Here is a 25,556-nt window from a genome sequence, read left to right as displayed (position 1 = left end):
ACCGGACACGGTCGCACGGCGAAATCACACGAACGCGAAAGTCCGTGTGCCCGGGTGAAAGTAAGGAATCAGCCTCGAACGAGCGCGGGCGGCCCGCGCGTACGGAAGACGTCGGCCGCGAAGATCCGCAGCACGACCAGATCCCGGTGCGCGATGGGCAGCCGCGGCGGCCCCGACAGCACCGGCAGTGAAACCGGCAGCGGCAGCACGCGGGCCAGCACCGTGGTGCCGATCCGATAGGCCGCCTCCGCGCCCAGAATGACCACCGCCGCCACACACGCGGCCGTGACGTGCGCGGCCAGCATGGCCGGACTCCACATCGACGCGTTGTGATGCGTGTGGTGCATGCGGCCCGGCGAACCCCACATCATGGCGAAGTGACCCAACAGCTGCCCGCCGATCAGCGCGACCACCAGGCCCGCGACGGTGGAGCGCAGCGCGTGCACGCTCGCCACCGCCGCGCCGACCGCGGCCGAGGCGGCGACCAGCAGCGTCAACGGCCCCGATTCCAGGGGCGCGGCCCCCGAGATCCAGCCGTGCGCGGCCATCGCGAGCGCCCCGGAAACCGAACCGGCCGCCCCACCGCGCAATACCGCAGCATCACTGCGGAATTGCGCCGTACGGCGGCCGGACTCGAAACTCACGCGCTGATAATAGCCACAGTATTCCCAGCGAATTCCCAGCCCCGGGCGAAAGCGCTGGGGCACGTGGGGATTCGGCTAGCTCTCTGTGACCTCCATCTCGATGAGCGGCTTGCGCAGCAGCTTGCCGGTGGCATTGCGCGGCAGCTCGTCGAGGAAGATGACCTCGCGCGGCACCTTGTACCGGGCCAGGTTCTCCTTGACGTAGTCCTTGATCTCCTGCACGTCGCGCTTGGACTCGGGGCCGGGGACCACGATGGCGCGCAGCCGCTTGCCGAAGTCGCGGTCGTCGACGCCGACCACGGCGGCCTCGAGGATGTCGTGTCGGTTGGACAGCAGGTTCTCGACCTCCTGCGGGAAGACGTTCTCGCCGCCGGAGACGATCATGTCGTCGTCACGGCCGTCGATGAACAACAGCCCGTCGGTGTCGAAGTGGCCGACGTCGCCGGAGGACATCAGCCCGTCCACGTACTCCTTGGTGCGGCCGTCGGTGTACTGCTTGAACGAGTGCCCGTTCTCGATGAAGATCGTGCCGGTCACGTTCGGGGCGCTGATGCGCTTGCGGTTCTCGTCGTACAGCGCGACCCGGATACCAACGGGCGCCTTGCCCGCGGTGGTCGGGGCCTTGCGCAGCTCGCTCGGGGTGGCCACGGTCATGACCGCGCACTCGGTGGAGCCGTACACGTTGTAGAGGGTCTCGCCGAAGTAGTCGAGGGTGCGGGTGACGACGTCCGGCGGGATGGCCGAGCCGGCGGCGAAGATGACGCGCAGGGTCTGCTTCGGGTCGTACTTGGCGAGGGTCTCCGGCGGCAGGTCGAGGATGCGCTGCAGCATGGTCGGCACCACGGTCAGGCCCTGCGCTCGGTACTTCACCAGGTTGGCGAGGGTGGTCTCCGGGTCGAAGCGGCGCTGCTGGAACACCACCCGGTTCCCCAGCGCGATCGACAGCGTGAACTGCGACAGACCGGTGGCGTGGAAGATCGGGGCGGCCATCACCACGGTGCTGTTGCGCGGCAACGGGATTCGATCCAGGAACTGGGCCGTGATGAACGGTGAGACCTTGTCGCGCGGCGCGCCCTTGGGGGTGCCGGTGGTGCCCGAGGTCAGGATGACCATGCCGCCCGGCTTCTCCGGCGGCGCCAGCGGCGCGGTGGACTGACCGGCCGCGACCGACTCGATGGTCGGGATCGACGGGTCGGCATCGTCCTTCTCGTCGACCCAGGTCAGGATGCGCGGAATCTCGGCCGGGATGGCCGACATGAGGTCGAAGAACTCGCTGTCGTGCAGTACCGCCTTGACGTTCTCGCGGGCGGCGACATCGGTGAACTGCGGCTTGGCGAAGCCGGTGTTCATCAGCACCGCGCGCACGCCCAGCTTGCCGGCGGCGACCAGGCTCAGCACCATGCCGCGGTGGTCGCGGGCCAGCACGCCGATCACATCGCCGGGGCCCAGGCCCCGCGCGGCGAGGCCGCGGGCCAGCGCGGTCGACTGCTTGTCGAGCTGCTCGAAGGTGAGCTCGCCGCGTTCGTCGACGATGGCCGCGGACTTCGGATTGGTGTTGGCGGCGTGCACGACCGCGCCCGCGAAGGGACCGAACTTCAACACATTGATCGCCGAACGCACCGCGTGATCGGGGCGCAGCGGATTGAACAGTCCCCCTCGGACCATGGCGTTGACGCTCAGTGCGGTATCGCCGGCCTTGCGTAGAACCGTGCCCGCCGATGGAAGTGACATGGGTACAACCTTCCGCGATCCCCCTGGCCGGACGAGTCCGCCGACGGACCACAACATCGAGATCCAGTGCGGTGCTAACCCTAGCAAGCACAGGCAGCGAGGATGTGGCCGAGGTCTCCGTTACTCGCGGTTACAAATAAACCTCGCAGCTCGTGGTGTGAATCCCAGGATTGCCACCGTGTCGCGGTGATCGGGACCGGGGGGTGTGTGTCAGCGGCTCCCGTGTTTCAGGCCGTGGGCGGCTCGTATTCGACCAGGACGCTGCGCAGCACTTTTCCGGTCGCGTTGCGGGGGAGATCTTCGAGGAAGAAGACGTCGCGCGGCACTTTGTACCGGGCCAGATTGGCCTTCACGTGCGCCTTGATCTCCTCGGAGTCGAGCGTCGCGCCCGGCTCGGGAACCACGAACGCGCGCAGCCGCTTACCGAACTCGACATCGTCCACGCCGACCACGGTCGCGTCGAAGATGTCGGGTCGCTCCAGCAGCAGGTTCTCGACCTCCAGCGGGAAGACGTTCTCGCCGCCGGAGACGATCATGTCGTCGTCGCGGCCGTCGATGAACAGCAGTCCGCGGTCGTCGAAATGTCCGACGTCGCCGCTGGACATGTATCCGTCGATGACCTCTTTCATCCGCCCGTCGGTATAGCCCTTGAACGGGGAACCCGAGCGGATGAAGACGCGGCCGGTGACATTCTTGGCCAGCACGCGCCGGCCGTCCTCGTCGAACAGGGCCACTTCGCAGGTCAGTGGAGCCTTCCCGGCCGTGCCCGGGGCGAGGGTCAGATCCTCCGGCCGCGCGACGGAGGCGATCGCGCACTCGGTGGAGCCGTAGAGGTTGTAGAGCACCGGCCCGAACACCTCGGCGGTGCGCATCGACAGCTCCGGCGACAGCGCCGATCCGGCGATCACGATCCCCTGCAGGGAGGATGTGTCGTACTTCTGGCGAATCTCCTTGTCCAGCTCCACCATTCGATGCAGCATGGTCGGCACCGCCACCAGCATGTCCGCCTTGTGCTCGGCGATCAGGCGCAGCGTGCGCTCGGCGTCGAAGCGGCGGGCGGTCACCACCTTGTTGCCGAACGCGCACCCGGCCAGCCAGGTCGCGAAACCGGTGGAATGGAAAATAGGGGAGACGATCACCATCGTGCCCCGCTGCGGGAAGTCGATGCGGTCCACCACCTGCACGGTCGACAGCGGTCCGGTGCGCTCGCGCGGCGCGCCCTTGGGCAGGCCGGTGGTGCCGGAGGTGAGGATGATGAAGCCGCCCGGCTTCTTCGGCGCGGGCAGCGGAGTCTTCGCGTTGGATTCGATCAGATCGTCCAGAGTCTTTGCGTTGGAAGGTATTTCGGTGCCATCGTCGACCCAGGTCAGGATGCGGGGCAGCTCCTCGGGCAGGGCGTCGAGCAGGCCGAGGAATTCGCTGTCGTGCAAGACGGCCCGCACGTTCTCGCGCTCACACACCTGCGCGAACTGGGGTTTGGCGAGACCGGTGTTCATCAGCGCCAGCCGTGCCCCGAGTTTGCCCAGGGCGGCCATGGTGAGGATCAGTCCCCGGTGGTCGCGGGCCAGCACGCCCACCACGGTGCCGGGGCGGACGCCATTGCGCTGCAGTCCGCGGGCCAGCGCGTTGGACTGCTGATCCAGCTCGCGGTAGGTGAGTTCACCCCGCTCGTCGGCCAGGGCGGGTTGATCCGGGAACATGCGGGCCGCGCGGCGCACCGCCGTGGCGGGCGGCCCGAAAACCCGTGCGTCCCTGATCAATCGCACCGTCTCCACCGGATCCGACGGGTCGCTCAACCCCAATTCTCGCAACCGCCGCAGTCCCCTGAGCGCCTCGCCGGTGTGCACCATGCGCTGCCGAGTCGAATGCAGAACCGAGGCCATGTGGACCACCTCCGTTGACGAGACGCTCGCCGCCCACCCGACGACGGTAGCGCCACCGTAGCAGGGGCATGTGACGTAGGTTACACATTTTCGGTCACATCGGGCATCGGTATGATTCGCGAAATTCCCCGAATTGTTAACCCTGCCGTCGCGCGGACGTCACTCTCATCGCCCAGGCTGCGTGTTTCCCGCTCTCGAATGATGAGGAACTCAAATGGAACTTCTCGCCGTGCTTGCCAACATCGTCACCGCCATGGGCACCGGGAGCGCCGCGCTGACCGCGCTGTAGTCAGAACGCATGAAACAGCCCGCCGAGGGGACCGGCGGGCTGTTCGCGTTTCCGGGGTGCTCAGGCCTCGTCGAAGGCGGTGTTCAGACCGAGCGCCGCGGTGGCGTCGAGCTCCGCGGCGACGGTGGCCAGCTTGGCGCGGATCGCGCCCACGGCGTCCGGCCCCAGGGCCAGGCGCAGCGGGGCGTCCGGCTGACCGACCGTGGCCAGCACCGCGGCCGCGGCCTTGGCCGGATCACCGGTCTGCTGCTGATCGGAGGCGGGCAGGCCGTCGCGGATCGCGCCGACGGTCCCGGCGTAGTCGGGGATCGACGAACCGAACGTGAGGGCGGCCGGCCGGGCGAAACCGGTACGGAACTCGCCCGGTTCGACGATCAGGACCTGGATGCCCAGCGGATTCACCTCGGCCGCCAGGGCTTCGCTGGCCAGCTCCAACGCGCCCTTCGCGGCGCTGTACGCGCCCACGCCCGCGAAGGACATGAAGCCACCCATGCTGGTCAGCTGCACGATCACGCCGGAGCGACGCTCCCGCAACTGCGGCAGCACCAGCTGGGTCAGGCGCAGCGGGCCGAAGAACATGACCTCCATGGCGTCCCGCAGATCGGCCTCGCTGGTCTCCTCGATCGCGCCGACGATTCCGTACCCGGCATTGTTGACCAGCACGTCGATGCGACCGGCCTCCTTGATCGCGCGCTCGGCTGCCTCGCCGTCGCGCACGTCCAGCGTCACCACCCGCACCTGATCCGGATGCGTCGCAATGACTTCCGCCATCGTCTCGGGGCGGCGCACCGCAGCCACCACCTCGTCCCCGGCGGCCAGCACGGCCGCGGTGATGGCCGCGCCGAAACCACTGTTCGCGCCGGTGATCAGCCAGCGGCGGGGGTTCTGTGCACTCATTCCATTCCTTCGTCGCTGTGCCCCCGGCGAATTCACCGGGGGCGGTCGCGTCCAGTGTCGCGGCGCGCGGCATCGCCCGGTATGGCCCAAAGGTGGAAAATGGCTGGAGTGACTGGAGCCCTGCTCGATCCGCACCGCCGCCCCCGGCCGCTGCCCGACGGCGAACCGCTGACCGCCGAGGATCACCGGCGGCTGATCGGCGTGCTGGAGGCCGTCGATCGGGCCGTGGACCTGAGCGAGTTCCGGGAGCGGCTGGTGCTCGCCCTGCAGAGCTGGTTCGGGTTCGTCGGAGTCGCTGTGCTGCACGGGGATACGCTCGACGAGGCGATCCGTGAAGGCTGCGGCGTACAGGGCGGATACACCGCGGAATTCATGGCCGACTACGCCGAACGCTGGGCGGCGGTGGACCCGCTGCGCAACCCGCTGGTCCCCGACCTGCTGCGCGCTCGCGGCGTCATCCGGCTCAGCGAGGTGCCCGGTTCCGACGCGTTCCGCGCGGAGTTCCTGCACCCCAACGGAATCACCGACAAAGCGGCCATGCTGGTCGACGGCGGACCCGCGGGGGTGCTGTGCGTCGGCATGGCGGTCGCGGAGTCGCCGAGCGTGCCCGAACGCGATGTGGCGCTGCTGCACGCGCTGCGCCGCCATCTCGCGCCGCTGGTCGGCGAACAGCTCGCCCGCGACCGCGAACGGCGGGCCGCCACCGCCACCTGGCAGCTCACCCCGCGCGAATGGGAGGTCGCCGACCTGGCCGCGCGCGGGCTGACCAACCGGCAGATCGCCGAACGGCTGTTCATCGGTGTGGATACCGTGAAGAAACACCTCAGCCGGGTGCTGGCCGAGACGGCGTGCACCAGCCGCACCCAACTGGCCGTCCGCTTCGCCGCCGCCTGACCGGACTGCGTGGTCCGCCTGGATCTCCGGCGTGGCGGTGGATGGCCCGCGCCCGGATGTCGCCGCGTGTCGGCGCCCGGCGTCTCGACGTCTCGGCCCGAACCGGTCGCGAGCCTGCATCGAACCGCGTGAACCCGACCCCGGGGCGGGGGAATCGCCGCAGAATCGGGAGATGAGTGACCTCTTCGACTACTCCGGCCGGACGGTATTCGTGGCCGGTGGCACCAGCGGTATCAATCTCGGCGTGGCTCGAGCGTTCGCGGGGGCGGGGGCCTCGGTGGGGGTGCTGTCGCGCTCGCCGGACAAGGTGCGCGCCGCCGTCGACTCGATCGGGGTCAACGCGGTGGTGCCGGGGCCGATCGAGGACACCGAGGGCATGGCGCGCCTGGCGCCCACGCCCGAAATGGCAGATCTGGTGACCCGATCAGTGCCCATGGGCCGCTACGGCACCGCCCAGGAGATCGCCGACTGCTGCCTGTGGCTGGCCTCGCCCTACGCCGCCTACGTCAATGGCGCGATCATCCCCGTCGACGGCGGCTGGTCCCTGGGCGGCGCGTCCGAGGTGTTCACCGCCATGCGAAACATGCTGGCGGGCTGAGCGTCCCGCTCAGTGCCCGCCCGCCGCGATCTTCTTCGGATCGATGAACGACTGCAAGGGCGACAGATGCGTGTACGTGTCGAGCAGCGCCCGTCCCAGCGCGGCGTGCGCTTCCACCACCGGATTCGTGGCCCCGTAATTGTCGGCGTCGGGAGCCTGATCGGCGAGGAACGAGAACACCACCGACGGGGCCCCGGCCGGGTCGAACATGACGCCCGTTTCGTGCCGTTTGTCGTCGGACGCACCGTGTTTGACGGCGAAACGGGCCCGCTCGTCCGAGGACATATTGCGCCGGACACCGTCGGTGTAGCCGACCGAGGACCACGTCATGATCCGCAGCACCGCCTGCGTCGACTCCTTCGACAGCAGCGTCCCCGAGGCCAGCCGGTACAGCAGATCGTTGTTCTCGCGCGCCGTGGTGACGCCCAGATAGAAGCGGCTCTCCCCGGGCAGCGGCTCCACGCGGGTCTGCTTGAACCCCAGACGATCCAGCGTCTCGTTGACCTGGTCACCCGACACGAACCGCGACAGCAATCGCACCGCGGTGTTGTCCGACACCTGCAACATGGTGGTCAGCAGATTCGCGACGGTCAGCTGATCCCCGAACGCGGCCTGGTTCAGATACAGCCCGCTGCCCTCGGCGACGATATCGGCGTCCAGCGTGGTGGTGTCCGACAGCTTCACCCGACCCGCGTCGACCTCGCTCATGAGGGCCGCCATCACCGCCAGCTTCTGCACGCTGGCGCCCTCGATCACGAAGTCGGCGTCCTCCTCCACGATTGGCACCGGCGCCCCCGACCCCAGATCGGTCACCAGGCTATGCCAGCGCCCACCGGCCACTCTGGTGATCGCCCGGTACTGCACGTCGAACGCGGGCCCCGCCACCGGCACCCCGGCCCGGCCGACCGCCGCCGGGAGCAACGCACCCGCCGTAAGAGCCCCCGCCCCCAATAGCATTCGCCTACTGAATCCGCGCACCGCCGAAACTTATCCGCGCAGATCACATTTCGGCAACTGAGCTTCCGTCCCCGCCTGGCCCGCCCCAGCCGAATCAGCTGGTAGCCCGCCCGCTGGCCAACCTCGAGAATTGCCTGTGATTCCCAGATTCCCAGCAGTATCCTGATCCTGCCGTCTCCGGGCGAGCGGCCATCGTGCGTGATCGACCAGGGGAGGCGCGCATGTCCGAACGGGCAGGCGTAGCGATCGCAGTAGCCGTCATCGGGGCCGCCGCCACCATCGCCGCGGCGTTCATCGCGGTGGGAGCCTTCGGCAACATCCACTTCGGCACCGGTTCCGACAAGCCTGCGGAAACCACCATCGTCGTAACCGGCAACGGCAATGAAGTGGGATCCGGAAAAGACGTGGGCAAACAGGATTCGAAGGGTCCCTCCGCTGACCAGATCGCCAGCTTCATCCGCAGCTACTACGCCCAACTCCCGTCAGGCACCGAATCCGCCTGGGCCCAGCTCTCCTCGTCCTACCAATCCCAGAGCGGCGGCTACTCCGGCTACACCAAATTCTGGTCCACCGTCACCACGGTCCAAGTCGGCTCCATCACCAACACCGACTACCGAACCAGCACCGCCACCCTCACCTACACCTACACGACCGGCAAAACCCAGACCGAGAAACGGTGGCTGAGAGTCGAGTACGTGAACTCGCAACTCCGAATCACCGGCTCCGGAATCTGATCACCCGTCGCGCAACAGTCGGCGTGTGTATCCGGCTTCAACGAGCCTCTGGTACGCCGCCATAACCTGGCTCGGCACCTCCTGCTCGATCGCCCACCCTTTCGCCGGATAGGCCCACACCCGCTGGGTATCCCCGACAAGCATGTTCATCACCCGATCCACGTCGCCGATGCTCGTCACATAGTCGTCCAACGCGAGCGGAAGCGACGCACACGTGACATCGACTCCAGGCCAGCGCTTTCGGCAGATGGCGTGGCTCCGCCGCTGCTGATACGGCCGCGAGATCAGCATGACCGAGCGGATCGATTCGAGTAGCCCGTGCTCTTCCAGCAGGACGCGGGTGAAATCGACGTTGTCCCCAGTATTCGTAGCCATCGGCTCGACCAGAATCGCCTCGGTCGGCACCCCGAGCGCTATAGCGTGCTCTCGAAAGTGAACAGCTTCGCCACGGGGGAACCGTTCCGTGGTCGTCGGAGCGTTCGCCCCGGTGAACACGGCCAGCGGGAACATACCGGCGTGATAGAGCTCGACAGCGTAAGTGGCAACGCCCATGTCATGCCCACCGAGCCCGATCCCCACGTCAACCGGCCGCACCTCGTGCCCCATCTGATTGAACTCCCAGAGAATCTCGACATCCGACCGATGTTCCTCGGGCAGCCGCACAAGCATGCCCACCTCCTCTACCTGGCCGATCGCCTCGATCGATCGCAATCCTCCCAGCAGGAACGGCATCGCCGAGGCGCGCCTTGGCAGAACATGACCTCATCGACGAGCATCGTGCGGCCGATCACCGACGCCGATGTCCCCACCGCGGTGGACACCCTGGCCCGCGCGTTCGCCGACTACCCGTACATCCGATAACCCGGTGAGCTGGCGAATGAGTCGTAAGCATCCTGGCTGAACAGCACGAAACGCACCTCCCGCACCGCGGTGTCGGCCGCTCGCACCGCCTCGATCGCGATCCGGGCACCGTCATCCATCGGCCACCCGAAAATGCCGGTCGAGATAGCCGGGAACGCCACCGTCCGCGCACCCAGCTCATCGGCCACCCGCAGCGATTCGCGATAGCACGACGCCAGCAGCCTCGACCGGTCTTCCTGCGCCGACCACACCGGCCCCACCGTGTGAATCACCCACCGCGCCGGCAGATTCCCACCGGTCGTCGCGACAGCCGCCCCGGTCGCCAACCCCTTCCCGTAATGCGACGCCCGCAATTCCCGACACGCAGCCAAAATCGCCGGACCCCCCGTTCGATGAATGGCCCCATCGACACCCCCACCCCCGAGCAACGAAGAATTAGCGGCATTCACCACGGCATCAACCTCCTGCTCGGTGATATCCCCCTGAACCAGCGCAAGTTCGACCATGGCCCCATTGTCCCCACCCCCACCGAGGCGGCAAGGGCCGAGCAACGTGGGCCGTGATTCAGAAGTACTGGACCAAGCAGAATTCGTGGCCCTCAGGGTCTGCCATCACAACGACCACTCCTCCGGCATGATCGTGCCGCTCGCCCGTATACCTGCCCCAGAGCGCGATCACCTGCGTCATCCCGTGCTTCGGACGTCAGATTTACTGAACCAAGCAGAATTCGGGTGCGGAAACGGAAAACCGGTGCTGGCCACCTGCGTGGCCCGCACCGGCTATCCGTTGTGCCAGAACTTACTTCAGCTTGTCACTGGACAGCCCGAGGACGCGGCGGGCGACGATGAGCTGCTGGATCTGCTGGGTGCCTTCGAAGATGTCGAGGATCTTCGAGTCGCGGCCCCACTTCTCCAGCAGGGTGCGCTGGGAGTAACCGGTGGCGCCGGCCAGCTCGACTGCCTTGAGGGTGACGTCGGTGCCCATGCGGCCGGCCTTGGCCTTGGACATCGAAGCCTCGAGGGAGTTGGGCTTCTTGTTGTCGGCCATCCAGGCGGCGCGGAGGGAGAGGAGGTAGGCCGCTTCCCAATCCGCTTCCAGGCGGAGGAATTCCGCGGCGGCGGCGTGCTGGTTGTTGGCGGGGGTGTCGTAGGAGATCTCGACGCCCGCGTCGGTCAGCACCGTGCGGAGTTCCTCGAGGGCGGCGCGGCCGACGCCGACCGCCATGGCGGCCACGAGGGGGCGGGTGTTGTCGAACGTCTGCATGACGCCCGCGAAACCCTTCTCCACGTTGACTTCCGGGGAACCGAGGATGTTGTCCTTCGGGATGCGGCAGTCCTCGAAGCGGATCTCGGCGGTGTCGGACGCCTTGATGCCGAGCTTGTGCTCGAGGCGGGACACGGTGAGGCCCTTGGCATCGCGGGGAACCACGAAGGACTTGATGGCGGCGCGGCCCAGGGACCGGTCCACCGACGCCCACACCACGATGTGGGTGGCGCGCGAGCCCGCGGTCACGAAGATCTTGGTGCCGTTGAGGACCCACTCGTCACCGTCGAGGGTGGCGGTGGCGGTGACCGCCGCGGAGTCGGAGCCGAAGGACGGCTCGGTGATGGCCATGGCGGCCCACACCTTGCCGAAACGCGACAGCTGCTCGTCGGTGGCGACCGCGGCGATGGCGGCGTTGCCCAGACCCTGGTAGGGGATCGACAGCATCAGGCCGACGTCGCCCCACGAGGTCTCGAGCGCGTTCATCAACGCGGACATATTGCCGCCGTTGGTGTTTCCGAGCAGCTCGGTGGCGTGCTTGTCGCCCTCGCCGGCCTTACGGCCGCCGGTGGCGCCGGAGACGTCGGCGGAACCCGAGTCGGACAAGCCCTCGACCATGGCGGCCATGGTGTCCAGCTCGACCGGGTATTCGTGCTCGGCCAGGTCGTACTTGCGCGACGCGGGACGGAAGATCTCCTGCGCGACCTGGTGGGCCTGGTTGGCGCTGGCCCGCAGCTTCTTGGGGAGTTCGAGATTGATCATGAGTGGTCTCTCCGTTGAGAAGTCGGGTCAGAGGAGGACGACGCCCTCGGCGACGCCCACACCGCGCAGATCGCGGTACCAGCGCTCGACCGGGTGTTCCTTGGTGAAGCCGTGGCCGCCGAGCAGCTGCACGCCGTCGAGGCCGATCTGCATGCCCTTGTCGGTGGCCAGCTTCTTGGACAGCGCGGCCTCGCGGGCGAAGGACAGACCCTGCTCGGCGCGAGACGCACCCCGCAGCGTCACGAGACGAAGACCGTCCAGCTCGATCGCCATGTTCGCGACCATGAACGCGACCGCCTGCCGGTGGGCGATCGGCTCACCGAACGCCTCCCGCTCCTTCACGTACGGAATCACGTAGTCCAGCACGGCCTGACCGGTACCGATGGCCAGCGAGGCCCAGCCCAGACGGGCCAGCCGCACCGCGTCGGCGTACTCCTCGGCGCGCACCGCGCCCTCGGAGTCGCCCAGCAGGGCGGTGGCCGGAACCGCGACATTGTTCAGGATCAGGCGACCCAGGCCCGCGGCCCGCATACCCATGCTCGGGTCCGCCTCGATGACCAGGCCCTCGGTGTCGGACTCGACGATGAAGAAGGTCGGGCGGCCGTCCAGCTCGGCGGCGACGATGAACAGCTCGGCGTCACCGGCGGCCGGGACCAGGGTCTTCACACCGTTGAGGCGGAAGCCGCTGGGGGAGCGGGTGGCCTTGGTCTTCAGCGCGAACGGGTCGAACAGCGCCTGCGGCTCGGCGATGACTACCGAGGACTGCGGCACGTTCTCGCCCGCGTAGGCGCCCAGGTAGCTCTTCTGCTGCGCGTCGGTGCCCCACTGCGACAGCGCGACCGCGACACCGCTCGGCGCCAGGATCGGCAGCGCCAGGCCCATGTCGCCGTACGCCAGCGCCTCGGCGACCATCGAGTTGGTGACCGCGCCGCGCTCGGAGGCCGCGCCCTCGAGCTCCTCGGGCACGTTGATCAGCGTGACGCCCAGTTCGGCGGCCCGCTCCAGCAGGTCGCGCGGCGTCTTGGCCGAGTTGTCGGCCTCGTACGCGGCCGGGCGCAGGATCTCGCCGGCGAAGTCGCGCACCGTCTCGACGATCATCTGCTGCTCGTCGGTCGGGGTCAGGTCGAAGTAGTCCTTCTTACGAGACTCGTTGGCGGGCAGACGCTTCGGAGCGCCACCGCCGGCGACCTTCTCGAACGCGCGGGTCGCGGCACCGAGGGTGCGGAATCCGGTCTTGGTGCCCTCATAGGTGAGACGCTCGATCGGCTTGCGCAGGTGGTATTTCTCGGCCAGGTCGGACCCCGTGATGGTCGTCATGACCCGCATCGCCGCGCCCATCCAGTCACGTTTGACCGGGTTGAGGCCAACGGCGGAGGTATCCCGCTTCGTTGCGGTGTCTCGAGTGCTCATAATCACCAAGTTTCTATCGAGGAGGTGGGTGATCCCGCCCAGCAATCTTACTCCTGAGTAAGACGATCTTACTTCAGAGTAAGAACTGCCGTCGAGTGTTGTCGAATCGCGAGGTCGGAGCGGTGGCTCGAACGTGCCGATGACGTAACCCGAATCTAGTGAAACAAATACACTTCAAACGACGGCGAGCTGGGCTAAGGTGTCGGCGCATAACCCGATCCTGATGGAGGCTCGTACATAATGAAGATCGCGCTCGGAACGGTCGGCTTCGTCGCCGCCGGTCTCTTCCTCACCGCCCCCGCCGCGAATGCCGAAGTGCCGCTGCAGAACATCGACATCGGCATCACCGGCTCCAGCCTCGGCTCGAGCAGCGGCCCCGGCTGTGGCAGCGGCGTGCTGAACACCGAGATCGGCCTGGGCTCGGTCGGTGTGGGCTCCTCCGCTCTCGGCGGCCCCTACATCGACGCCGGCTCGGTCTGCATCCCGCTGGGCTGAAACCCGTAGCAACGCAGCACGATAAGGCGTAGCCGCACCCGAAGTTCAGGTGCAGCCACGCGCCCGGTGGCGGGACCGCAGCCCGCGCCGGGTACCCCTCGAAGAACTTCGAATCAGGCCTGCAGTGCCGCCAGAACCTGGTCCTGCAGATGCGAATTGGTCGCCACCGCGCTGCCGCCGTGCGGCCCCGGATTGCCGTCGAGCGACGTGAAGGTGCCGCCCGCCTCGCGAATCAGAATGTCGAGCGCGGCCATGTCCCACAGCGACAGCTCCGGCTCGGTGACGATGTCCACCGCACCCTCGGCCAGCAGTGCGTAGCCGTAGAAGTCGCCGTACCCGCGCACCCGCCACACCTCGTCGGTGAGCGCGATGAGCTTGGCGCGGCGGCCGATGGCCCGCCAGCCGGACAGGCTCGAGATCGCCAGGCTGGCCGCCCCCAGCTCCGCGATCGCGGACACCGAAATCGCCTTGGGCTCACCCTTTTCGAAGGTGCTCCACGCGCCGTGGCCCGCCGCCGCCCACCAGCGCCGCGACAGGCCGGGCGCGCTCACCACGCCTACCACCGGCACGCCGTCCTCGAGCAGTGAGATGAGCGAGGCCCACACCGGCACGCCGCGCACGAAGTTCTTGGTCCCGTCGATCGGATCGATCACCCACTGCCGCCCGGTGAACTCGGCGTCCCCTCCGAATTCCTCGCCGAGCACCAGATCGTCCGGGCGCTCGGCCGCGAGCACCTCCCGCACCATCCGCTCGACCGCCAGATCCGCGTCCGACACCGGCGTCAGATCCGGTTTCGAATCGATCTTCAAGTCGAGCGCCCCGAACCGCTCACGGGTGATCACATCGGCCGCGTCGGCCAGCCTCAGCGCAAGTTCCAGGTCAGCGGAGTATCCGGTCACCCCGAGCACGTTAGTCCTCCCCCGTTAACACCGGGTGTCCCACATCCCCAACGACCGGTGGCACACCGGTGCCGGGAGCGGCCGCGAATTCGCCGGTCGGTGTGCCACCCGGTCGGTCAGGCGCTGACCGCGTCCTGCCGGGCGGTGCTGAGTGCGGTTGCCCACCAGTGCAACTGGGTCAGCAGCCGGTCGGCGGCTTCCTCGTACTCGGCGGGCTCGATCAGTGCGCCCGACTGGTCGAACAGCAGGTAGTAGCGGGAGAACGAGAGGTAGTGCCGCACCGTGTGGGCGTTCAACTCGTTGAACACCGCGCGCAGACCCTCGATCGCCAGCAGCCCGCCGGACCCGCCGCTGTAGCCGACGAATCCGACCGTCTTGCGATCCCATTCGGTGACATGCCAGTCGATAGCCGTCTTGAGCGACGACGGGAAACTGCGGTTGATGTCGGGCGTGACGACCACGAACGCGTCCGCCGCCGCCAGCCGCGCGGCCAGCTCGTCGCCCTTGCCGGGGCGGGCCGGATTCGGCTCCATCGCCAGCGGGATCGCGGGCAGTTCGTGCGGCAGGTCGTAGGCGGCCAGATCGATCACATCCACCTCGAACGCGCCGTGGACGCGGGCCCGCGCGGCGAACCAGTCGGCCACCACCGGTCCGAAGCGTCCCTCCCGGACGCTGCCGATGATCACCGCGAGGCGCAGGGACGTGCTGGTCATGATGGTCTCCTTGGGGATCCGGTGCGGCCGGTCAGCCGCTCGGGATCAACTCTGCGAGTTCGCAAGACCGGTAGGGAGACCACGCTGAGGGTGGTAGTGGCAGGGACACCCTCGGCGGCCGTCCTGGTTGTTACCGTCGAAAACGTGAGTGAGAACGAGCTGGGACTGTTCCTGCGCCTGCGCCGCGAGGCCGTCACACCCGCCGAGGTGGGTCTGCCGACCGGGCCGCGGCGGCGCACGCCTGGGCTGCGCCGGGCCGAATTGGCCACGCTCGCGGGAGTTTCGGTGGAATACCTGACCCGGCTCGAGCAGGGCAGAGATCGGCATCCGTCCTCGCCGGTGCTGATCGCACTGGCCGACGCGCTGCGTCTGACTCCGGCGCAGCGGGTGCACCTGCTCGGTTTCGCGAAGGCCGGGGACTCGAACTTCAACTGCCGCGGCGGTTCCGGACCCAACCGCCGCATCCGCCCGGCTGTGCAGGCCATGCTGGATCAGCTCGAACCCGCGCCCGCCGCGGTGATGAACCGCCTGACCGAGATCCTCGCCGTGACCGACGGCTACCGCGCCCTGTTCGGGCCGATCGGCATGCTCGACGACGGACTGCCCGGCAACTACGCCCGCTACGTGCTGTCCGATCCGCGCGCCCGGGAGTTCTACCCAGACTGGGAACACAAGGCGGACAAGGTGGTCGCCACCCTCAAACAGGGGCCCGGCCGCGCCGACCCGCACGTGAACGCCCTGTTCGACGAACTCGCCGAAACCCTCGGCCCCGAATTCACCGACCGGCTCGACACCATCCCCGGCCTGCCCGACACCAATGGCGTCGGCCGCCTCGAACACCCCGACGCCGGGTCGCTGCGCCTGGCCTACGAGACCCTGCACTTCTCCGCGGACGACGACCAGACCCTCATCGTCTACCTCCCCGCCGACGACGCCACCGCGACCGCCGTGGACCGCCTCGTCGGCCGTCGCCCCGGCGGCCTGCGCGCTGTCGCGGGGTGAGCAGCGCGGCCACGAGCCGCCGAAGTTTCGGAGTAATGGACCGCCCCGGTAGATTGGAACACCGTGCATCCTGACGTCTCCGCTGATCTGGCCGAACTCGACACCACTCTGAAGACCATCGAGTCGGTGCTCGATATCGACGAGCTGGCTCGCCGCATCGACGAGCTGGAACACCAGGCGGCCGACCCGGAGCTGTGGAACAACCAGGAGCACGCGCAGAGCGTGACCAGCGAGTTGTCGCACGCCCAGGCCGAACTGCGTCGGGTGCGCGATCTGCGGCAGCGGCTCGAGGACCTGCCGGTGCTCTACGAGCTGGCCGAGGCCGAGGAGGGCGCGGACCAGGTCGCGGCGCTGGCCGACGCCGACGCCGAGCGGGCCGGCCTGCACGTCGACGTCGAGGCGATGGAAGTCCGGACGCTGCTCTCGGGCGAGTACGACAAGCGTGAGGCGCTGGTCAACATTCGTTCCGGCGCGGGTGGCGTGGACGCCGCGGACTGGGCGCAGATGCTGATGCGCATGTACGTGCGCTGGGCCGAGGGACACAAGTACCCGGTCGAGATCTACGACACCTCCTACGCGGAGGAAGCGGGCATCAAGTCGGCGACCTTCGCGGTGAAGGTGCCCTACGCGTACGGCACGCTGTCGGTCGAAATGGGCACGCACCGACTGGTCCGTATCAGCCCGTTCGACAACCAGGGCCGCCGCCAGACCTCCTTCGCCGAGGTCGAGGTGCTGCCCGTCGTCGAGACCACCGACCACATCGAGATCCCCGAGGGCGAGATCCGCGTCGACGTGTACCGCTCCTCGGGCCCGGGCGGCCAGTCGGTCAACACCACCGACTCCGCGGTCCGCCTGACCCACATCCCGACCGGCATCGTGGTCACCTGCCAGAACGAGAAGTCGCAGCTGCAGAACAAGATCTCGGCGATGCGCGTGCTGCAGGCCAAGCTGCTCGAGCGCAAGCGGCAGGAAGAACGCGCTCAGATGGACGCGCTCAAGACCAACGAGGGCGCCTCCTGGGGCAACCAGATGCGCTCCTACGTGCTGCACCCGTATCAGATGGTCAAGGATCTGCGCACCAACTACGAGGTCAACAACCCCTCCGCCGTACTCGACGGCGACATCGATGCTTTCATCGAAGCCGGAATTCGTTGGCGCATGCGAGAGCAGTCGGCGAATTAGGCCGATCCTGCTGCTTCCTTCGGTGTTCGCGGCCCGCCCCGGTCTGGACTGACGGAGCGGGGGAGCGAAGCGGAGGAGCGGAGGAGGGAAGACCGGGGTTACGAGGGCCGCGAACCGCCGGAGCGGAGCGGAGGCAAATTGGACACAGAATTCGGGAATTGGCTGCGGTCCAGCGGTTTGGAGATCGTGCTGCTCATCGTGGGCACCATGCTCTTCAGCCGCGGCGCGAACTACGTGCGGGACCGGATCACCCGGCGCATCGACGCCGGATTCCGCAGCAGTGACTCACTGGTGCGCTCGGAGGCGTCCAAGCATCGGCACGCGCTGGCCCAGGTGATCACCTGGGTGGTGCTGTCCATCGTCTACTTCCTGGTCTCGCTGGAAGTGTTGCGGCGCTTGGGCTTCGAGCTGGGCGGACTGGTCGCCCCGGCCGCCGTGCTGGGTGCCGCGCTGGGTTTCGGCGCGCAGCGCATCGTGCAGGATCTGCTCGCGGGATTCTTCCTCATCACCGAAAGGCAGTACGGCTTCGGCGATGTCGTGCGGATCGCGGTCAGCGGGAACTCCGCGGAGGCCGAGGGTACGGTGGAGGACGTCACGCTGCGCATCACCACCTTGCGCAGCGCGGACGGCGAAGTGGTCATCGTTCCCAACGGTCAGATCGTGAAAGTGACCAACCTGTCCAAGGATTGGGCGCGCGCCGCCATCGATGTGCCGGTGCCCGCCACATCCGACATCAACAAGGTCAACGAAGTCCTGCGCGATGTCGGGGCCAAGGCGTTCTCCGATCGCAAGCTCAAGGCCCTGCTGCTGGACCAGCCCAGTGTGATGGGTGTCGAAGATCTCACCGTCAATCAGATGAACATCAAGATGGTGGCCCGGACGCTCCCGGGCAAACAGTTCGAAGTCGGGCGTGAGCTCCGTGTGCGGGTGGCCGCGGCACTGCGCCGGGAGGGTATGAGTGTCGGTGCCGATCAAGCGAATCCGTAAGTCCACCGCGATCCTGATGGCCGTGTGGGTCGCCACCTTCGTGCTCTACGTGGTCGTCAAGCCCGCCGGACACGAGCCCAAGAGCGCTCCGCCGATGGTGAACACCGTGCTCAGCAACTATCTGCCAAACACATCGGAGCACACCCAGCGCTGACCCCGCGTCCGCGCGGTGTAGTCGGCCGCGCGGTCGTGCTGGCTACACTGGCTCCCCGTGATAACCCTGCGCAACGTCACCAAGTCGTATCAGACCTCGACGCGGCCGGCGCTGGACAATGTCTCCGTCGATATCGGAAAAGGCGAGTTCGTCTTCGTTATCGGGCCCTCGGGCTCCGGAAAGTCCACGTTCATGCGGCTGCTGTTGAAGGACGAGAAACCGACCACCGGTGAGGTGTGGGTCGCCGACTTCCGGGTCGACCGGCTGCCGGGGCGCAAGGTTCCCAAGCTGCGCCAGCGCATCGGGTGCGTCTTCCAGGACTTCCGGCTGCTGCAGCAGAAGACGGTGGAACAGAATGTCGCCTTCGCGCTGGAGGTGATCGGCAAATCGCGAGCATTCATCAATCGGTCGGTGCCCGAGGCGCTCGACATGGTGGGACTCGCGGGCAAGGCCGACCGGCTGCCCGGTGAACTCTCCGGTGGTGAGCAGCAGCGCGTCGCGCTCGCCCGCGCCTTCGTGAACCGGCCGCTGGTGCTGCTGGCGGACGAACCGACCGGCAACCTCGACCCGGAGACCAGTCAGGACATCATGATGCTGCTCGAACGCATCAACCGCACCGGAACCACGGTGGTCATGGCCACCCACGACAACACCATCGTCGACGCCATGCGCCGGCGCGTGGTCGAACTCGATCGCGGACGCATCGTGCGCGACGACGAGATGGGCGTCTACGGGGTGGGCCGATAATGCGCGCGGGATTCCTGTTCGGCGAGGTCTTCACCGGCCTGCGCCGCAACGTCACCATGACCATCGCCATGATCCTCACCACCGCGGTGTCGCTGACCATGCTCGGCGGCGGTCTGCTCGCGGTCCGGATGGCGGACAAGATCCAGGACTACTACGTCCAGCGCGTGGAGATCCGGCTGTACCTCGACGACCAGGTGTCGAAGACGGATCCGGACTGCACCGGGCAGCCGTGCGCCTCCCTCATGGCGGATCTGAAGAAGCACGACTATGTGGCGAACGTGCAGTTCATCAATAGCACGGACGCGGTGAAGGAGGTCAAGGAGACCACCTTCAAGGATCAGCCGGGACTCGCCGACGAGGTGAGCAAGGACGGACTGCCCGCCTCGTTCCGGGTGAAGCTCGACGACGTCACCAAGTACCGGTCCATCTACGACGACTTCTCCAAGCGGCCCGGCGTCATGACCGTGCTCAATGACATGGACATCGTGGACCGGCTGGTCAGCTTCTTCGTCGGATTGCGCAATGCCGCCTTCGGGTTGGCGGCGCTGCAGGCCCTGGCCGCTTTGATGCTGATCGCCAATATGGTGCAGGTCGCGGCGCTGGCCCGGCGGACCGAGGTCGGGATCATGCGACTGGTCGGCGCCACGCGCTGGTACACGCAGCTGCCGTTCCTGCTGGAAGCCGTGCTGGCCGCGTTGGTGGGATCGGTGCTGGCCGTGGGCGGTCTGTTCGTGGCGCAGCCGCTGGTGATCAACCGGGCGCTGGGGTCGCTGTTCAACGATCAGGTGCTGCCGCGGATCACCGGCGACGACATCGCGGCCGTGGCCATGGTCGTCACACCGATCGGTATCGGATTCGCCGCTCTCACCGCGTATGTCGCCTTGCGGTACTACGTGCGCGAGTGACGGGGTGCGAAGTTCTCGAGCGGGCACCGGTCGTCGGATGGTGTCCGTAGGATTGCCGTCGTGAGTGCGCCGGAGGTCGAGACCATTGACGGGAACCTGGGTGATGCCGGAAGCGATCCGGCACACCAGGTTTTGCGGAAGACGTTCGGGTACGACAATTTTCGCGGGCCGCAGCGGGAGATCGTCGAACAGGTGATCTCCGGCGGCGACGCCCTGGTGCTCATGCCCACCGGTGGCGGCAAGTCGCTGTGCTATCAGATCCCGGCGCTGGTGCGGCCGGGCGTCGGCGTGGTCATCTCGCCGCTCATCGCCCTCATGCAGGACCAGGTCGACGCGCTCACCGCGGTGGGCGTGCGGGCCGGGTTCCTGAACTCCACACAGTTCCCCGACGAACGGCGCACGGTCGAGGCGCAATTCGTGGCGGGGGAGCTGGACGTGCTCTACCTCGCACCCGAGCGGCTGCGGTTGGAGTCCACCGCCCAGCTGCTGGAGCGGGGCAAGATCTCGGTCTTCGCCATCGACGAGGCGCACTGTGTGTCGCAGTGGGGCCACGATTTCCGGCCCGACTATCTGGGCCTGTCCATGCTGCACGAACGCTGGCCGGACGTGCCGCGCATCGCGCTCACCGCCACCGCCACCGAGGCCACCCGCAAGGAGATCGCCGAACGGCTGGACCTGCTCGAGGGGCGCGGGGCCAAGCACTTCGTGGCCAGCTTCGACCGGCCCAATATCCAGTACCGGATCGAGGGCAAGAACCGGGCCGAACATCAGCTGCTCTCGTTCATCCAGAACGAGCACGCCGGCGACGCGGGCATCGTCTACTGCCTGTCGCGCAATTCGGTGGAGAAGACCGCGGCGTTCCTGACCGCCAACGGTGTCGAAGCGGTGCCGTACCACGCCGGTCTGGACAACCGGACCCGCGCGACCAACCAGTCGCGGTTCCTGCGCGAGGACGGCCTGGTCGTGGTCGCCACCATCGCCTTCGGCATGGGTATCGACAAGCCGGACGTGCGGTTCGTCGCCCACCTGGACCTGCCCAAATCGGTGGAGGGCTACTACCAGGAGACCGGCCGCGCCGGGCGTGACGGGCAGCCGTCCACCGCGTGGATGGTGTACGGCCTCAGTGACGTTGTGCAGCAACGCAAGATGATCGACTCCTCCGACGGCGACGCCATGCACCGCCGTCAGCTGCAACTGCACCTGGAGGCCATGCTCGCGCTGTGCGAGACCGTCCAGTGCCGCCGGGTCCAGCTGCTCGCCTACTTCGGCCAGCCGGGGGAGCGCTGCGGCAACTGCGACACCTGCCTCAACGCGCCCGAGGCGTGGGACGGCACCGTGCCCGCGCAGAAGGTGCTCTCCGCCGTGCTGCGGCTCAAGCGGGAACGCGGGCAGAGCTTCGGCGCGGGGCACATCGTGGACATCCTGATCGGCAAGCGCAATCCCAAGGTGGAGCAGCACGCCCACCACGAGCTGAAGGTCTTCGGCATCGGCACCGAGCTGCGCGATATCGAATGGCGCGGAGTGATCCGCCAGCTGCTGGCGCAGGGGCTGCTCGCCGTGCACGGCGACTACGGGGTCCTGACGCTCACCGAATCCAGCAACCAGGTGTTGTTCGAGAAGCGGCAGGTCATGCTGCGGCGCGAGCCCGAACGCAGCAAGGCGGCCCGAACTTCGAAGCCCGCCAAGGGTTCCCGCCTCGCCACCGGCGACCTCAGCAAGTCCGATACGGACCTGTTCGAGAAGCTGCGGGCGTGGCGTGCGGCCACCGCCAAGGAACAGGGTGTGCCCGCCTACGTCGTCTTCCACGACGCGACCTTGCGCGACATCGCCACCCGCAAACCCGCCACGATGTCCGATCTCGCGAGCATCTCCGGCATCGGTGAGAACAAACGCGCCAAGTACGGCGAGGGCGTGCTCGAGGTGGTGGCAGCCGATGGTGGCGCGAGCGGCTCTGCCGGTGCCGCCCACGATGATTCGCCGAGGATCGCCGCCGATGCCTCGGCAGGGGGCGGCGTGACGGGTGCTGCCGCGGATGGCGGCCGTTCCTCGGGTGTGACGGAAACGGCAAGTTCTGCAACGGCTTCCAAGGCCGCGGCGAGCGGTTCGAGGTTCGCCACGGGCTCCACGCCGGATGCCGGTTCACGGGGCAGCGGCACGCGCCAGGCGGGGGCGGCAACCCGCGGTCCCGCGCAGCGCGCGACCACGCCTGAATCGCGGCGTACGTCCGGCTCCGGTGCGCCGACCGGCGCGGGTAGGGGCTCGAATCCCGCGCCGTCCGCCTTCGCTCCGGTCGACGACATCCCCTGGCCCGACGAGGCCCCGCCGGACTTCGACGACCTGCCGCCGGACTACTGATCGGGCGGGTTCCGATGAGACACGACATGCCGCAGGTCGCGGCCGAGATCCTCGCGCACCTGCGGGCGGCCGGCTTCCCGGTCGAGGGCTCGCAGAACCGGCAGGTGCTCGCCCTGGCCGAGGAGACGGGTGAGTTCGTCGGCGCGTACCGCCGCTGGTCCGGACAGGCCCGCCGCACAGGCACATTCGACGAGATGCGGGCCGAGCTGGCGGACGTGGTCATCTGCGCGTGGCTGACCGCCGAGGAGCTGGGCATCGATCTCGACGCCGCGATCGCGGACAAGCTCGCGGTGATCTTCGATCGCGGTTGGCGTGACGAGGTCCCGGAGAGCTGATCTCGGGCGGGTCCCGTAGCGCTTCGCAGGCCTGTCAACAGGCGATTTGGTTGCTGGGCGGCGGCACGATAAGCTTTCGGAGCTGCCGCGGTCCACGGATCGCAGCGAGCGACCTGGTCCCGTCGTCTAGCGGCCTAGGACGCCGCCCTCTCAAGGCGGTAGCGCGGGTTCAAATCCCGTCGGGACTACTGTGAAAGGCCCTTCAGTGAAAACTGAAGGGCCTTTTCGCATTTCACGACCATTCTCCCGCCCCCGGAAAATCGTTGGCGCACATCGCGATGCGCTGGCTACCTTTGATCTCGGCCACTGCCCTGGGGCGCACCGGAATCTCCGGACCGCGTTCCCCGCATCGGGGGTGGCTACTCCCTGGTGACGCAGATTCCATCTGCCGAGGTTCGACTCCTTGACGTGATGCGCCCTGACCGGTCGTGGGCGGTATCGCGGCTCTGCGAGCTCCCCGTTCCCGGACGGGGGAGGCTCCCGCTGCGTGCCGTGATCGGTCAGGGCGTGTCCGGTCGTGCCTGATGCCAAGCGAGGGAAGGAGATTGGGATGTTCACGAAGACGATGTTCACGAAGACGTATGCGACTGTCATGGATTGGCAGCGCACCCTGTTGTACCGCGACGGTGTCCTGGAGCGGACGCTGGAGCCGGGCCGCCACCGCTACGACGAGAAGCGCTGCAAGCTCGTCACCGTCGATATGCGCCCGCGCATGCTCCAGGTCGTCGGCCAGGAGCTGCTGACCTCGGACGGCTTGTCGCTGCGCGTCAGCTTCGCCGCGGACTGGGCGGTCACCGATCCCGTGGCGTTCACGGTCGCGGCGCAGAGTGCCGAGGTGGTGCTGTACGGCGCGGTCCAGGAGGTCGCGCGCGACCTGGTGGCCGCGCACACCCTCGACGAGCTGGTCGGCGATCGCGTACTGCTCGGTTCCGGGACGGCGACGGTCGCGGCCGCGGTTGAGCGACTCGGTATCCGGGTCGACGCCGTGCGAGCCAAGGACCTCATGCTCCCGGGCGAGCTCCGCAAGGCGGCCCTCGAGACGGTCCTGGCCCGTGAGCGCGGCCGCGCCGAGCTCGAACGAGCCCGCGCCGAGGCGGCCGCGCTGCGTTCACTGGCCAACACGGCCAAGCTGCTCACCGACAACCCGGTCCTGCTGCGCCTGCGCACCCTGCAGGTCGCGGCGTCCCCGGGCGCGAAGGTCGTGCTCGATTCGCGCGAGAACGTCTGAGATTTCCGGCCGGAACGGTGTGTTCCGGCCGGGAACCGCCTCAGGCCAACGCGGAGGTGTGGTTCTGTTCCCACACCTGGATGTGTGGCCCGAACTCGGTGAGGAAGGCTCGTACATGCGGGGTCGAGCCGTGATCGTCGAGGGCCTGGCGCGAATCCCAGTGCTCGAAGCACAGGAACAGCGATGGGTCGTCGTTGTCGCGGTAGAACTCATAGGTGCGGCAGCCGGGCTCGGCCAGGGTGGGTGCGGTGAGCGTCAGCATGGCCTGCGCGACCTGGTCGGCGGCGGCGGGATCGACTTTGATGCGGATGAAAGCCGTATGCACGGAGGTCCTTTCGAGGAGAGTCGCTGTGAGCTGACTCACGCCAGCACCGGTTTCATGAGTAACACCGGGCCGCTCGGTCCGGACCGGGCGCGTCCCGGCCACCGGAACCCGGCCGGACCATCCGTAAGCTGGTTGGGAATTCCGACCGGCGACGGGACGATAGAGGAGACATGAAGGAAAAGGGGCGCAAGGTCATCGCCAGCAACAAGAAGGCGAGGCACAACTACGCGATCCTCGAGACGTTCGAGGCCGGCGTGGCGCTGGTCGGCACCGAGGTGAAGAGCCTGCGCGAGGGCAAGGCCTCGCTGGTCGACGCCTACGCCTCGATCGACGACGGCGAGGTGTGGCTGCGCGGCCTGCACGTGCCCGAATACGGTCACGGCACCTGGACCAATCACGCTCCGCGTCGCACCCGGAAGCTGCTGCTGCATCGTCGCGAGATCGACAAGCTGCTCGGCAAGACCAAGGAGTCCAGCCTCACCCTGGTCCCGCTGTCCATGTACTTCTCCGACGGCAAGGTCAAGGTCGAACTGGCTCTCGCCAAGGGTAAGCAGGACTACGACAAGCGCCAGGACCTGGCCCGACGCGACGCCGAACGCGAAGTCACCCGCGAACTCGGCCGCCGCATCAAGGGCATGCGCGGCTGAGCAGCTCGCCCGCGCGTTAATGGAATGAACCAAGGTTTGTGCGGTGTTAGGATAGGTAGCCCGGTGAGAGCCGGGAAGTTCATCTGAATCGGTGAACACAGACGGGGCTGAACGGTTTCGACTGCGTGCGTTGATTCAGGGGAAGCGTGTCGGTGCAGGCAGGAGACCACCGTATAAGCGTCGCTGTAACCCTATAAGCGCCGATTCTCATCAGCGCGACTACGCTCTCGCTGCCTAAGCAACGAAGCGTGTCTGTCAGCCCGGGTTCGCCCTCGACCCGGTCCCTGGCATCAGCTAGAGGGCTTTACTGTCCGGCGCGGTCGCGGCGCCGGATGGGACATCCAACAGCGACTGGGATCGTCATCTCGGCTTGTTCGCGTGACCGGGAGATCCAAGTAGAGGCATAGCGAACTGCACACGGAGAAGCCCTGAAGATGCGGCGGAGGACCCGGGTTCGATTCCCGGCAGCTCCACCTCGAGGCTCCCGACCTGATCACAGGTCGGGAGCCTTTTTCGTGCCCTCGCTATCCGCGGCCGAACACCTCATACGTGCCCAGCTCATGGGTGACCTCCTGACGCCACGCCACGATGCGCCACCCTTCCGGGCCGCGCCTCACCGTGGCGTGATTGTGTCAGGTTGTTGTCAGGTCTCCATCGGC

The 25,556-nt window shown here is 67.6% G+C and carries 26 protein-coding genes, 1 tRNA gene, 1 other RNA gene and 1 pseudogene; 16 read left to right on the top strand and 13 right to left on the bottom strand.

Annotation, left to right across the window (positions count from 1 at the left end; all coding sequences use genetic code 11):
- Positions 1 to 68 precede the first annotated feature (68 nt).
- The 4 genes from ACFV4K_RS00825 to ACFV4K_RS00810 all read right to left on the bottom strand — a co-directional run bounded on the left by ACFV4K_RS00825 (position 69) and on the right by ACFV4K_RS00810 (position 5,444).
- Positions 69 to 644 carry a hypothetical protein gene (locus ACFV4K_RS00825; protein ID WP_379270966.1) on the bottom strand — a complete coding sequence of 192 codons (576 nt, stop codon included), beginning with the start codon at positions 642 to 644 and terminating at the stop codon, positions 69 to 71.
- A gap of 75 nt (positions 645 to 719) precedes the next feature.
- Positions 720 to 2,375: an acyl-CoA synthetase gene (locus ACFV4K_RS00820; RefSeq protein ID WP_379270965.1), complete on the bottom strand. Its 1,656-nt coding sequence runs from the start codon at positions 2,373 to 2,375 to the stop codon at positions 720 to 722.
- A 227-nt stretch (positions 2,376 to 2,602) separates the two neighbouring features.
- Entirely contained in the window at positions 2,603 to 4,258 is a 1,656-nt protein-coding gene (locus ACFV4K_RS00815; RefSeq protein ID WP_379270963.1) for an acyl-CoA synthetase, read from the bottom strand.
- Positions 4,259 to 4,607: 349 nt separating this feature from the next.
- The gene (locus tag ACFV4K_RS00810; protein ID WP_379270962.1) at positions 4,608 to 5,444 is read right to left on the bottom strand and encodes an SDR family NAD(P)-dependent oxidoreductase; all 837 of its coding nucleotides are present in this window, start codon (positions 5,442 to 5,444) and stop codon (positions 4,608 to 4,610) included.
- A 99-nt stretch (positions 5,445 to 5,543) separates the two neighbouring features.
- On the opposite strand from ACFV4K_RS00810, the gene ACFV4K_RS00805 reads away from it, so the two are divergent.
- Positions 5,544 to 6,338 (top strand): LuxR C-terminal-related transcriptional regulator, encoded by a 795-nt coding sequence (locus ACFV4K_RS00805; RefSeq protein WP_379270961.1) that lies wholly within the window; start codon positions 5,544 to 5,546, stop codon positions 6,336 to 6,338.
- Between the two features lie 172 nt (positions 6,339 to 6,510).
- Entirely contained in the window at positions 6,511 to 6,936 is a 426-nt protein-coding gene (locus ACFV4K_RS00800; RefSeq protein WP_379270960.1) for an SDR family oxidoreductase, read from the top strand.
- A gap of 9 nt (positions 6,937 to 6,945) precedes the next feature.
- Here the strand turns inward: ACFV4K_RS00800 and ACFV4K_RS00795 are convergent, their stop codons facing one another.
- Positions 6,946 to 7,893: a serine hydrolase gene (locus tag ACFV4K_RS00795; protein ID WP_379270958.1), complete on the bottom strand. Its 948-nt coding sequence runs from the start codon at positions 7,891 to 7,893 to the stop codon at positions 6,946 to 6,948.
- Between the two features lie 221 nt (positions 7,894 to 8,114).
- Here ACFV4K_RS00795 and ACFV4K_RS00790 point away from each other — a divergent pair, with 221 nt between their 5' ends.
- Entirely contained in the window at positions 8,115 to 8,627 is a 513-nt protein-coding gene (locus ACFV4K_RS00790) for a hypothetical protein (RefSeq protein ID WP_379270956.1), read from the top strand.
- Here ACFV4K_RS00790 and ACFV4K_RS00785 read toward each other — a convergent pair whose 3' ends face one another.
- From ACFV4K_RS00785 to ACFV4K_RS00765, 5 genes are all read right to left on the bottom strand, one after another.
- Positions 8,628 to 9,359, bottom strand: coding sequence for a YdcF family protein (locus ACFV4K_RS00785; protein ID WP_379270954.1), 732 nt, complete (start codon positions 9,357 to 9,359; stop codon positions 8,628 to 8,630). It lies immediately after the preceding gene.
- Between the two features lie 110 nt (positions 9,360 to 9,469).
- Positions 9,470 to 9,994 (bottom strand): O-acetyl-ADP-ribose deacetylase, encoded by a 525-nt coding sequence (locus tag ACFV4K_RS00780; RefSeq protein ID WP_379270952.1) that lies wholly within the window; start codon positions 9,992 to 9,994, stop codon positions 9,470 to 9,472.
- 58 nt (positions 9,995 to 10,052) lie between these two features.
- The gene (locus ACFV4K_RS00775) at positions 10,053 to 10,175 is read right to left on the bottom strand and encodes a VOC family protein (RefSeq protein WP_379270950.1); all 123 of its coding nucleotides are present in this window, start codon (positions 10,173 to 10,175) and stop codon (positions 10,053 to 10,055) included.
- 111 nt (positions 10,176 to 10,286) lie between these two features.
- The gene (locus ACFV4K_RS00770) at positions 10,287 to 11,513 is read right to left on the bottom strand and encodes an acyl-CoA dehydrogenase family protein (protein WP_379270948.1); all 1,227 of its coding nucleotides are present in this window, start codon (positions 11,511 to 11,513) and stop codon (positions 10,287 to 10,289) included.
- 27 nt (positions 11,514 to 11,540) lie between these two features.
- Positions 11,541 to 12,929 carry an acyl-CoA dehydrogenase family protein gene (locus ACFV4K_RS00765; RefSeq protein ID WP_379270947.1) on the bottom strand — a complete coding sequence of 463 codons (1,389 nt, stop codon included), beginning with the start codon at positions 12,927 to 12,929 and terminating at the stop codon, positions 11,541 to 11,543.
- 234 nt (positions 12,930 to 13,163) lie between these two features.
- Here ACFV4K_RS00765 and ACFV4K_RS00760 point away from each other — a divergent pair, with 234 nt between their 5' ends.
- Positions 13,164 to 13,418, top strand: coding sequence for a hypothetical protein (locus ACFV4K_RS00760; protein ID WP_379270945.1), 255 nt, complete (start codon positions 13,164 to 13,166; stop codon positions 13,416 to 13,418).
- A gap of 113 nt (positions 13,419 to 13,531) precedes the next feature.
- Here ACFV4K_RS00760 and hisN read toward each other — a convergent pair whose 3' ends face one another.
- Both hisN and ACFV4K_RS00750 read right to left on the bottom strand, forming a co-directional pair.
- A complete protein-coding gene (gene hisN, locus ACFV4K_RS00755; RefSeq protein WP_379270943.1) occupies positions 13,532 to 14,317 on the bottom strand; it encodes a histidinol-phosphatase in 786 nt (261 codons plus the stop codon).
- Between the two features lie 116 nt (positions 14,318 to 14,433).
- Positions 14,434 to 15,030, bottom strand: a complete 597-nt coding sequence (locus tag ACFV4K_RS00750; RefSeq protein WP_379270941.1) for an NADPH-dependent FMN reductase — start codon at positions 15,028 to 15,030, stop codon at positions 14,434 to 14,436.
- Between the two features lie 144 nt (positions 15,031 to 15,174).
- Here ACFV4K_RS00750 and ACFV4K_RS00745 point away from each other — a divergent pair, with 144 nt between their 5' ends.
- The 10 genes and pseudogenes from ACFV4K_RS00745 to ACFV4K_RS00700 all read left to right on the top strand — a co-directional run bounded on the left by ACFV4K_RS00745 (position 15,175) and on the right by ACFV4K_RS00700 (position 23,925).
- The gene (locus tag ACFV4K_RS00745; protein ID WP_379270940.1) at positions 15,175 to 16,032 is read left to right on the top strand and encodes a helix-turn-helix transcriptional regulator; all 858 of its coding nucleotides are present in this window, start codon (positions 15,175 to 15,177) and stop codon (positions 16,030 to 16,032) included.
- A gap of 63 nt (positions 16,033 to 16,095) precedes the next feature.
- Positions 16,096 to 17,214 carry a peptide chain release factor 2 gene (prfB, locus tag ACFV4K_RS00740; protein ID WP_379270938.1) on the top strand — a complete coding sequence of 373 codons (1,119 nt, stop codon included), beginning with the start codon at positions 16,096 to 16,098 and terminating at the stop codon, positions 17,212 to 17,214.
- 138 nt (positions 17,215 to 17,352) lie between these two features.
- The gene (locus ACFV4K_RS00735) at positions 17,353 to 18,201 is read left to right on the top strand and encodes a mechanosensitive ion channel family protein (protein WP_379270937.1); all 849 of its coding nucleotides are present in this window, start codon (positions 17,353 to 17,355) and stop codon (positions 18,199 to 18,201) included.
- Positions 18,179 to 18,355 carry a hypothetical protein gene (locus ACFV4K_RS00730; protein WP_379270935.1) on the top strand — a complete coding sequence of 59 codons (177 nt, stop codon included), beginning with the start codon at positions 18,179 to 18,181 and terminating at the stop codon, positions 18,353 to 18,355. Before ACFV4K_RS00735 ends, ACFV4K_RS00730 begins: the two co-directional genes overlap by 23 nt.
- 57 nt (positions 18,356 to 18,412) lie before the next feature.
- The gene (gene ftsE / locus ACFV4K_RS00725; protein ID WP_379094462.1) at positions 18,413 to 19,102 is read left to right on the top strand and encodes a cell division ATP-binding protein FtsE; all 690 of its coding nucleotides are present in this window, start codon (positions 18,413 to 18,415) and stop codon (positions 19,100 to 19,102) included.
- The gene (ftsX, locus tag ACFV4K_RS00720; RefSeq protein WP_379270933.1) at positions 19,102 to 20,007 is read left to right on the top strand and encodes a permease-like cell division protein FtsX; all 906 of its coding nucleotides are present in this window, start codon (positions 19,102 to 19,104) and stop codon (positions 20,005 to 20,007) included. The genes ftsE and ftsX overlap by 1 nt, the downstream gene beginning before the upstream one ends.
- Positions 20,008 to 20,091: 84 nt before the next feature.
- A pseudogene (gene recQ, locus ACFV4K_RS00715) lies at positions 20,092 to 21,939 on the top strand (DNA helicase RecQ); the annotation flags it as partial.
- Positions 21,940 to 22,388: 449 nt separating this feature from the next.
- Positions 22,389 to 22,697 carry a MazG nucleotide pyrophosphohydrolase domain-containing protein gene (locus tag ACFV4K_RS00710; protein ID WP_379270932.1) on the top strand — a complete coding sequence of 103 codons (309 nt, stop codon included), beginning with the start codon at positions 22,389 to 22,391 and terminating at the stop codon, positions 22,695 to 22,697.
- 115 nt (positions 22,698 to 22,812) lie between these two features.
- Positions 22,813 to 22,885: transfer RNA gene (locus ACFV4K_RS00705), tRNA-Glu, on the top strand.
- 362 nt (positions 22,886 to 23,247) lie between these two features.
- Positions 23,248 to 23,925, top strand: coding sequence for a slipin family protein (locus tag ACFV4K_RS00700; protein WP_379270930.1), 678 nt, complete (start codon positions 23,248 to 23,250; stop codon positions 23,923 to 23,925).
- Positions 23,926 to 23,965: 40 nt separating this feature from the next.
- Here ACFV4K_RS00700 and ACFV4K_RS00695 read toward each other — a convergent pair whose 3' ends face one another.
- Positions 23,966 to 24,250 carry a putative quinol monooxygenase gene (locus tag ACFV4K_RS00695; protein WP_379270929.1) on the bottom strand — a complete coding sequence of 95 codons (285 nt, stop codon included), beginning with the start codon at positions 24,248 to 24,250 and terminating at the stop codon, positions 23,966 to 23,968.
- Between the two features lie 170 nt (positions 24,251 to 24,420).
- On the opposite strand from ACFV4K_RS00695, the gene smpB reads away from it, so the two are divergent.
- Together smpB and ssrA are read left to right on the top strand one after the other, a co-directional pair.
- Entirely contained in the window at positions 24,421 to 24,897 is a 477-nt protein-coding gene (gene smpB / locus ACFV4K_RS00690) for an SsrA-binding protein SmpB (protein WP_040860814.1), read from the top strand.
- A gap of 103 nt (positions 24,898 to 25,000) precedes the next feature.
- Positions 25,001 to 25,373, top strand: a transfer-messenger RNA (tmRNA) gene (ssrA, locus tag ACFV4K_RS00685).
- The last annotated feature ends 183 nt before the right edge of the window (positions 25,374 to 25,556 follow it).

This window comes from Nocardia sp. NPDC059764 (genome assembly GCF_042732555.1).
Taxonomy (GTDB): Bacteria; Actinomycetota; Actinomycetes; order Mycobacteriales; family Mycobacteriaceae; genus Nocardia.
The sequence above is the reverse complement of the archived record's forward strand: the minus strand, read 5'-3'. Positions and strand labels throughout refer to the sequence as shown.

What these genes read in the sequence shown, in the direction of transcription:
- ACFV4K_RS00775 (WP_379270950.1), bottom strand. Translation starts at nt 10,175, where the DNA reads ATGACGCAGGTGATCGCGCTCTGGGGCAGGTATACGGGCGAGCGGCAC.
- ACFV4K_RS00780 (WP_379270952.1), bottom strand. Translation starts at nt 9,994, where the DNA reads ATGGTCGAACTTGCGCTGGTTCAGGGGGATATCACCGAGCAGGAGGTT.
- ACFV4K_RS00820 (WP_379270965.1), bottom strand. Translation starts at nt 2,375, where the DNA reads ATGTCACTTCCATCGGCGGGCACGGTTCTACGCAAGGCCGGCGATACC.
- ACFV4K_RS00815 (WP_379270963.1), bottom strand. Translation starts at nt 4,258, where the DNA reads ATGGCCTCGGTTCTGCATTCGACTCGGCAGCGCATGGTGCACACCGGC.
- ACFV4K_RS00785 (WP_379270954.1), bottom strand. Translation starts at nt 9,359, where the DNA reads ATGCCGTTCCTGCTGGGAGGATTGCGATCGATCGAGGCGATCGGCCAG.
- ftsX (WP_379270933.1), top strand. Translation starts at nt 19,102, where the DNA reads ATGCGCGCGGGATTCCTGTTCGGCGAGGTCTTCACCGGCCTGCGCCGC.
- smpB (WP_040860814.1), top strand. Translation starts at nt 24,421, where the DNA reads ATGAAGGAAAAGGGGCGCAAGGTCATCGCCAGCAACAAGAAGGCGAGG.
- ACFV4K_RS00810 (WP_379270962.1), bottom strand. Translation starts at nt 5,444, where the DNA reads ATGAGTGCACAGAACCCCCGCCGCTGGCTGATCACCGGCGCGAACAGT.
- ACFV4K_RS00805 (WP_379270961.1), top strand. Translation starts at nt 5,544, where the DNA reads ATGGCTGGAGTGACTGGAGCCCTGCTCGATCCGCACCGCCGCCCCCGG.
- ACFV4K_RS00750 (WP_379270941.1), bottom strand. Translation starts at nt 15,030, where the DNA reads ATGACCAGCACGTCCCTGCGCCTCGCGGTGATCATCGGCAGCGTCCGG.
- ACFV4K_RS00760 (WP_379270945.1), top strand. Translation starts at nt 13,164, where the DNA reads ATGAAGATCGCGCTCGGAACGGTCGGCTTCGTCGCCGCCGGTCTCTTC.
- ACFV4K_RS00710 (WP_379270932.1), top strand. Translation starts at nt 22,389, where the DNA reads ATGCCGCAGGTCGCGGCCGAGATCCTCGCGCACCTGCGGGCGGCCGGC.
- ACFV4K_RS00790 (WP_379270956.1), top strand. Translation starts at nt 8,115, where the DNA reads ATGTCCGAACGGGCAGGCGTAGCGATCGCAGTAGCCGTCATCGGGGCC.
- ACFV4K_RS00800 (WP_379270960.1), top strand. Translation starts at nt 6,511, where the DNA reads ATGAGTGACCTCTTCGACTACTCCGGCCGGACGGTATTCGTGGCCGGT.
- ACFV4K_RS00770 (WP_379270948.1), bottom strand. Translation starts at nt 11,513, where the DNA reads ATGATCAATCTCGAACTCCCCAAGAAGCTGCGGGCCAGCGCCAACCAG.
- ACFV4K_RS00795 (WP_379270958.1), bottom strand. Translation starts at nt 7,893, where the DNA reads ATGCTATTGGGGGCGGGGGCTCTTACGGCGGGTGCGTTGCTCCCGGCG.
- ACFV4K_RS00700 (WP_379270930.1), top strand. Translation starts at nt 23,248, where the DNA reads ATGTTCACGAAGACGATGTTCACGAAGACGTATGCGACTGTCATGGAT.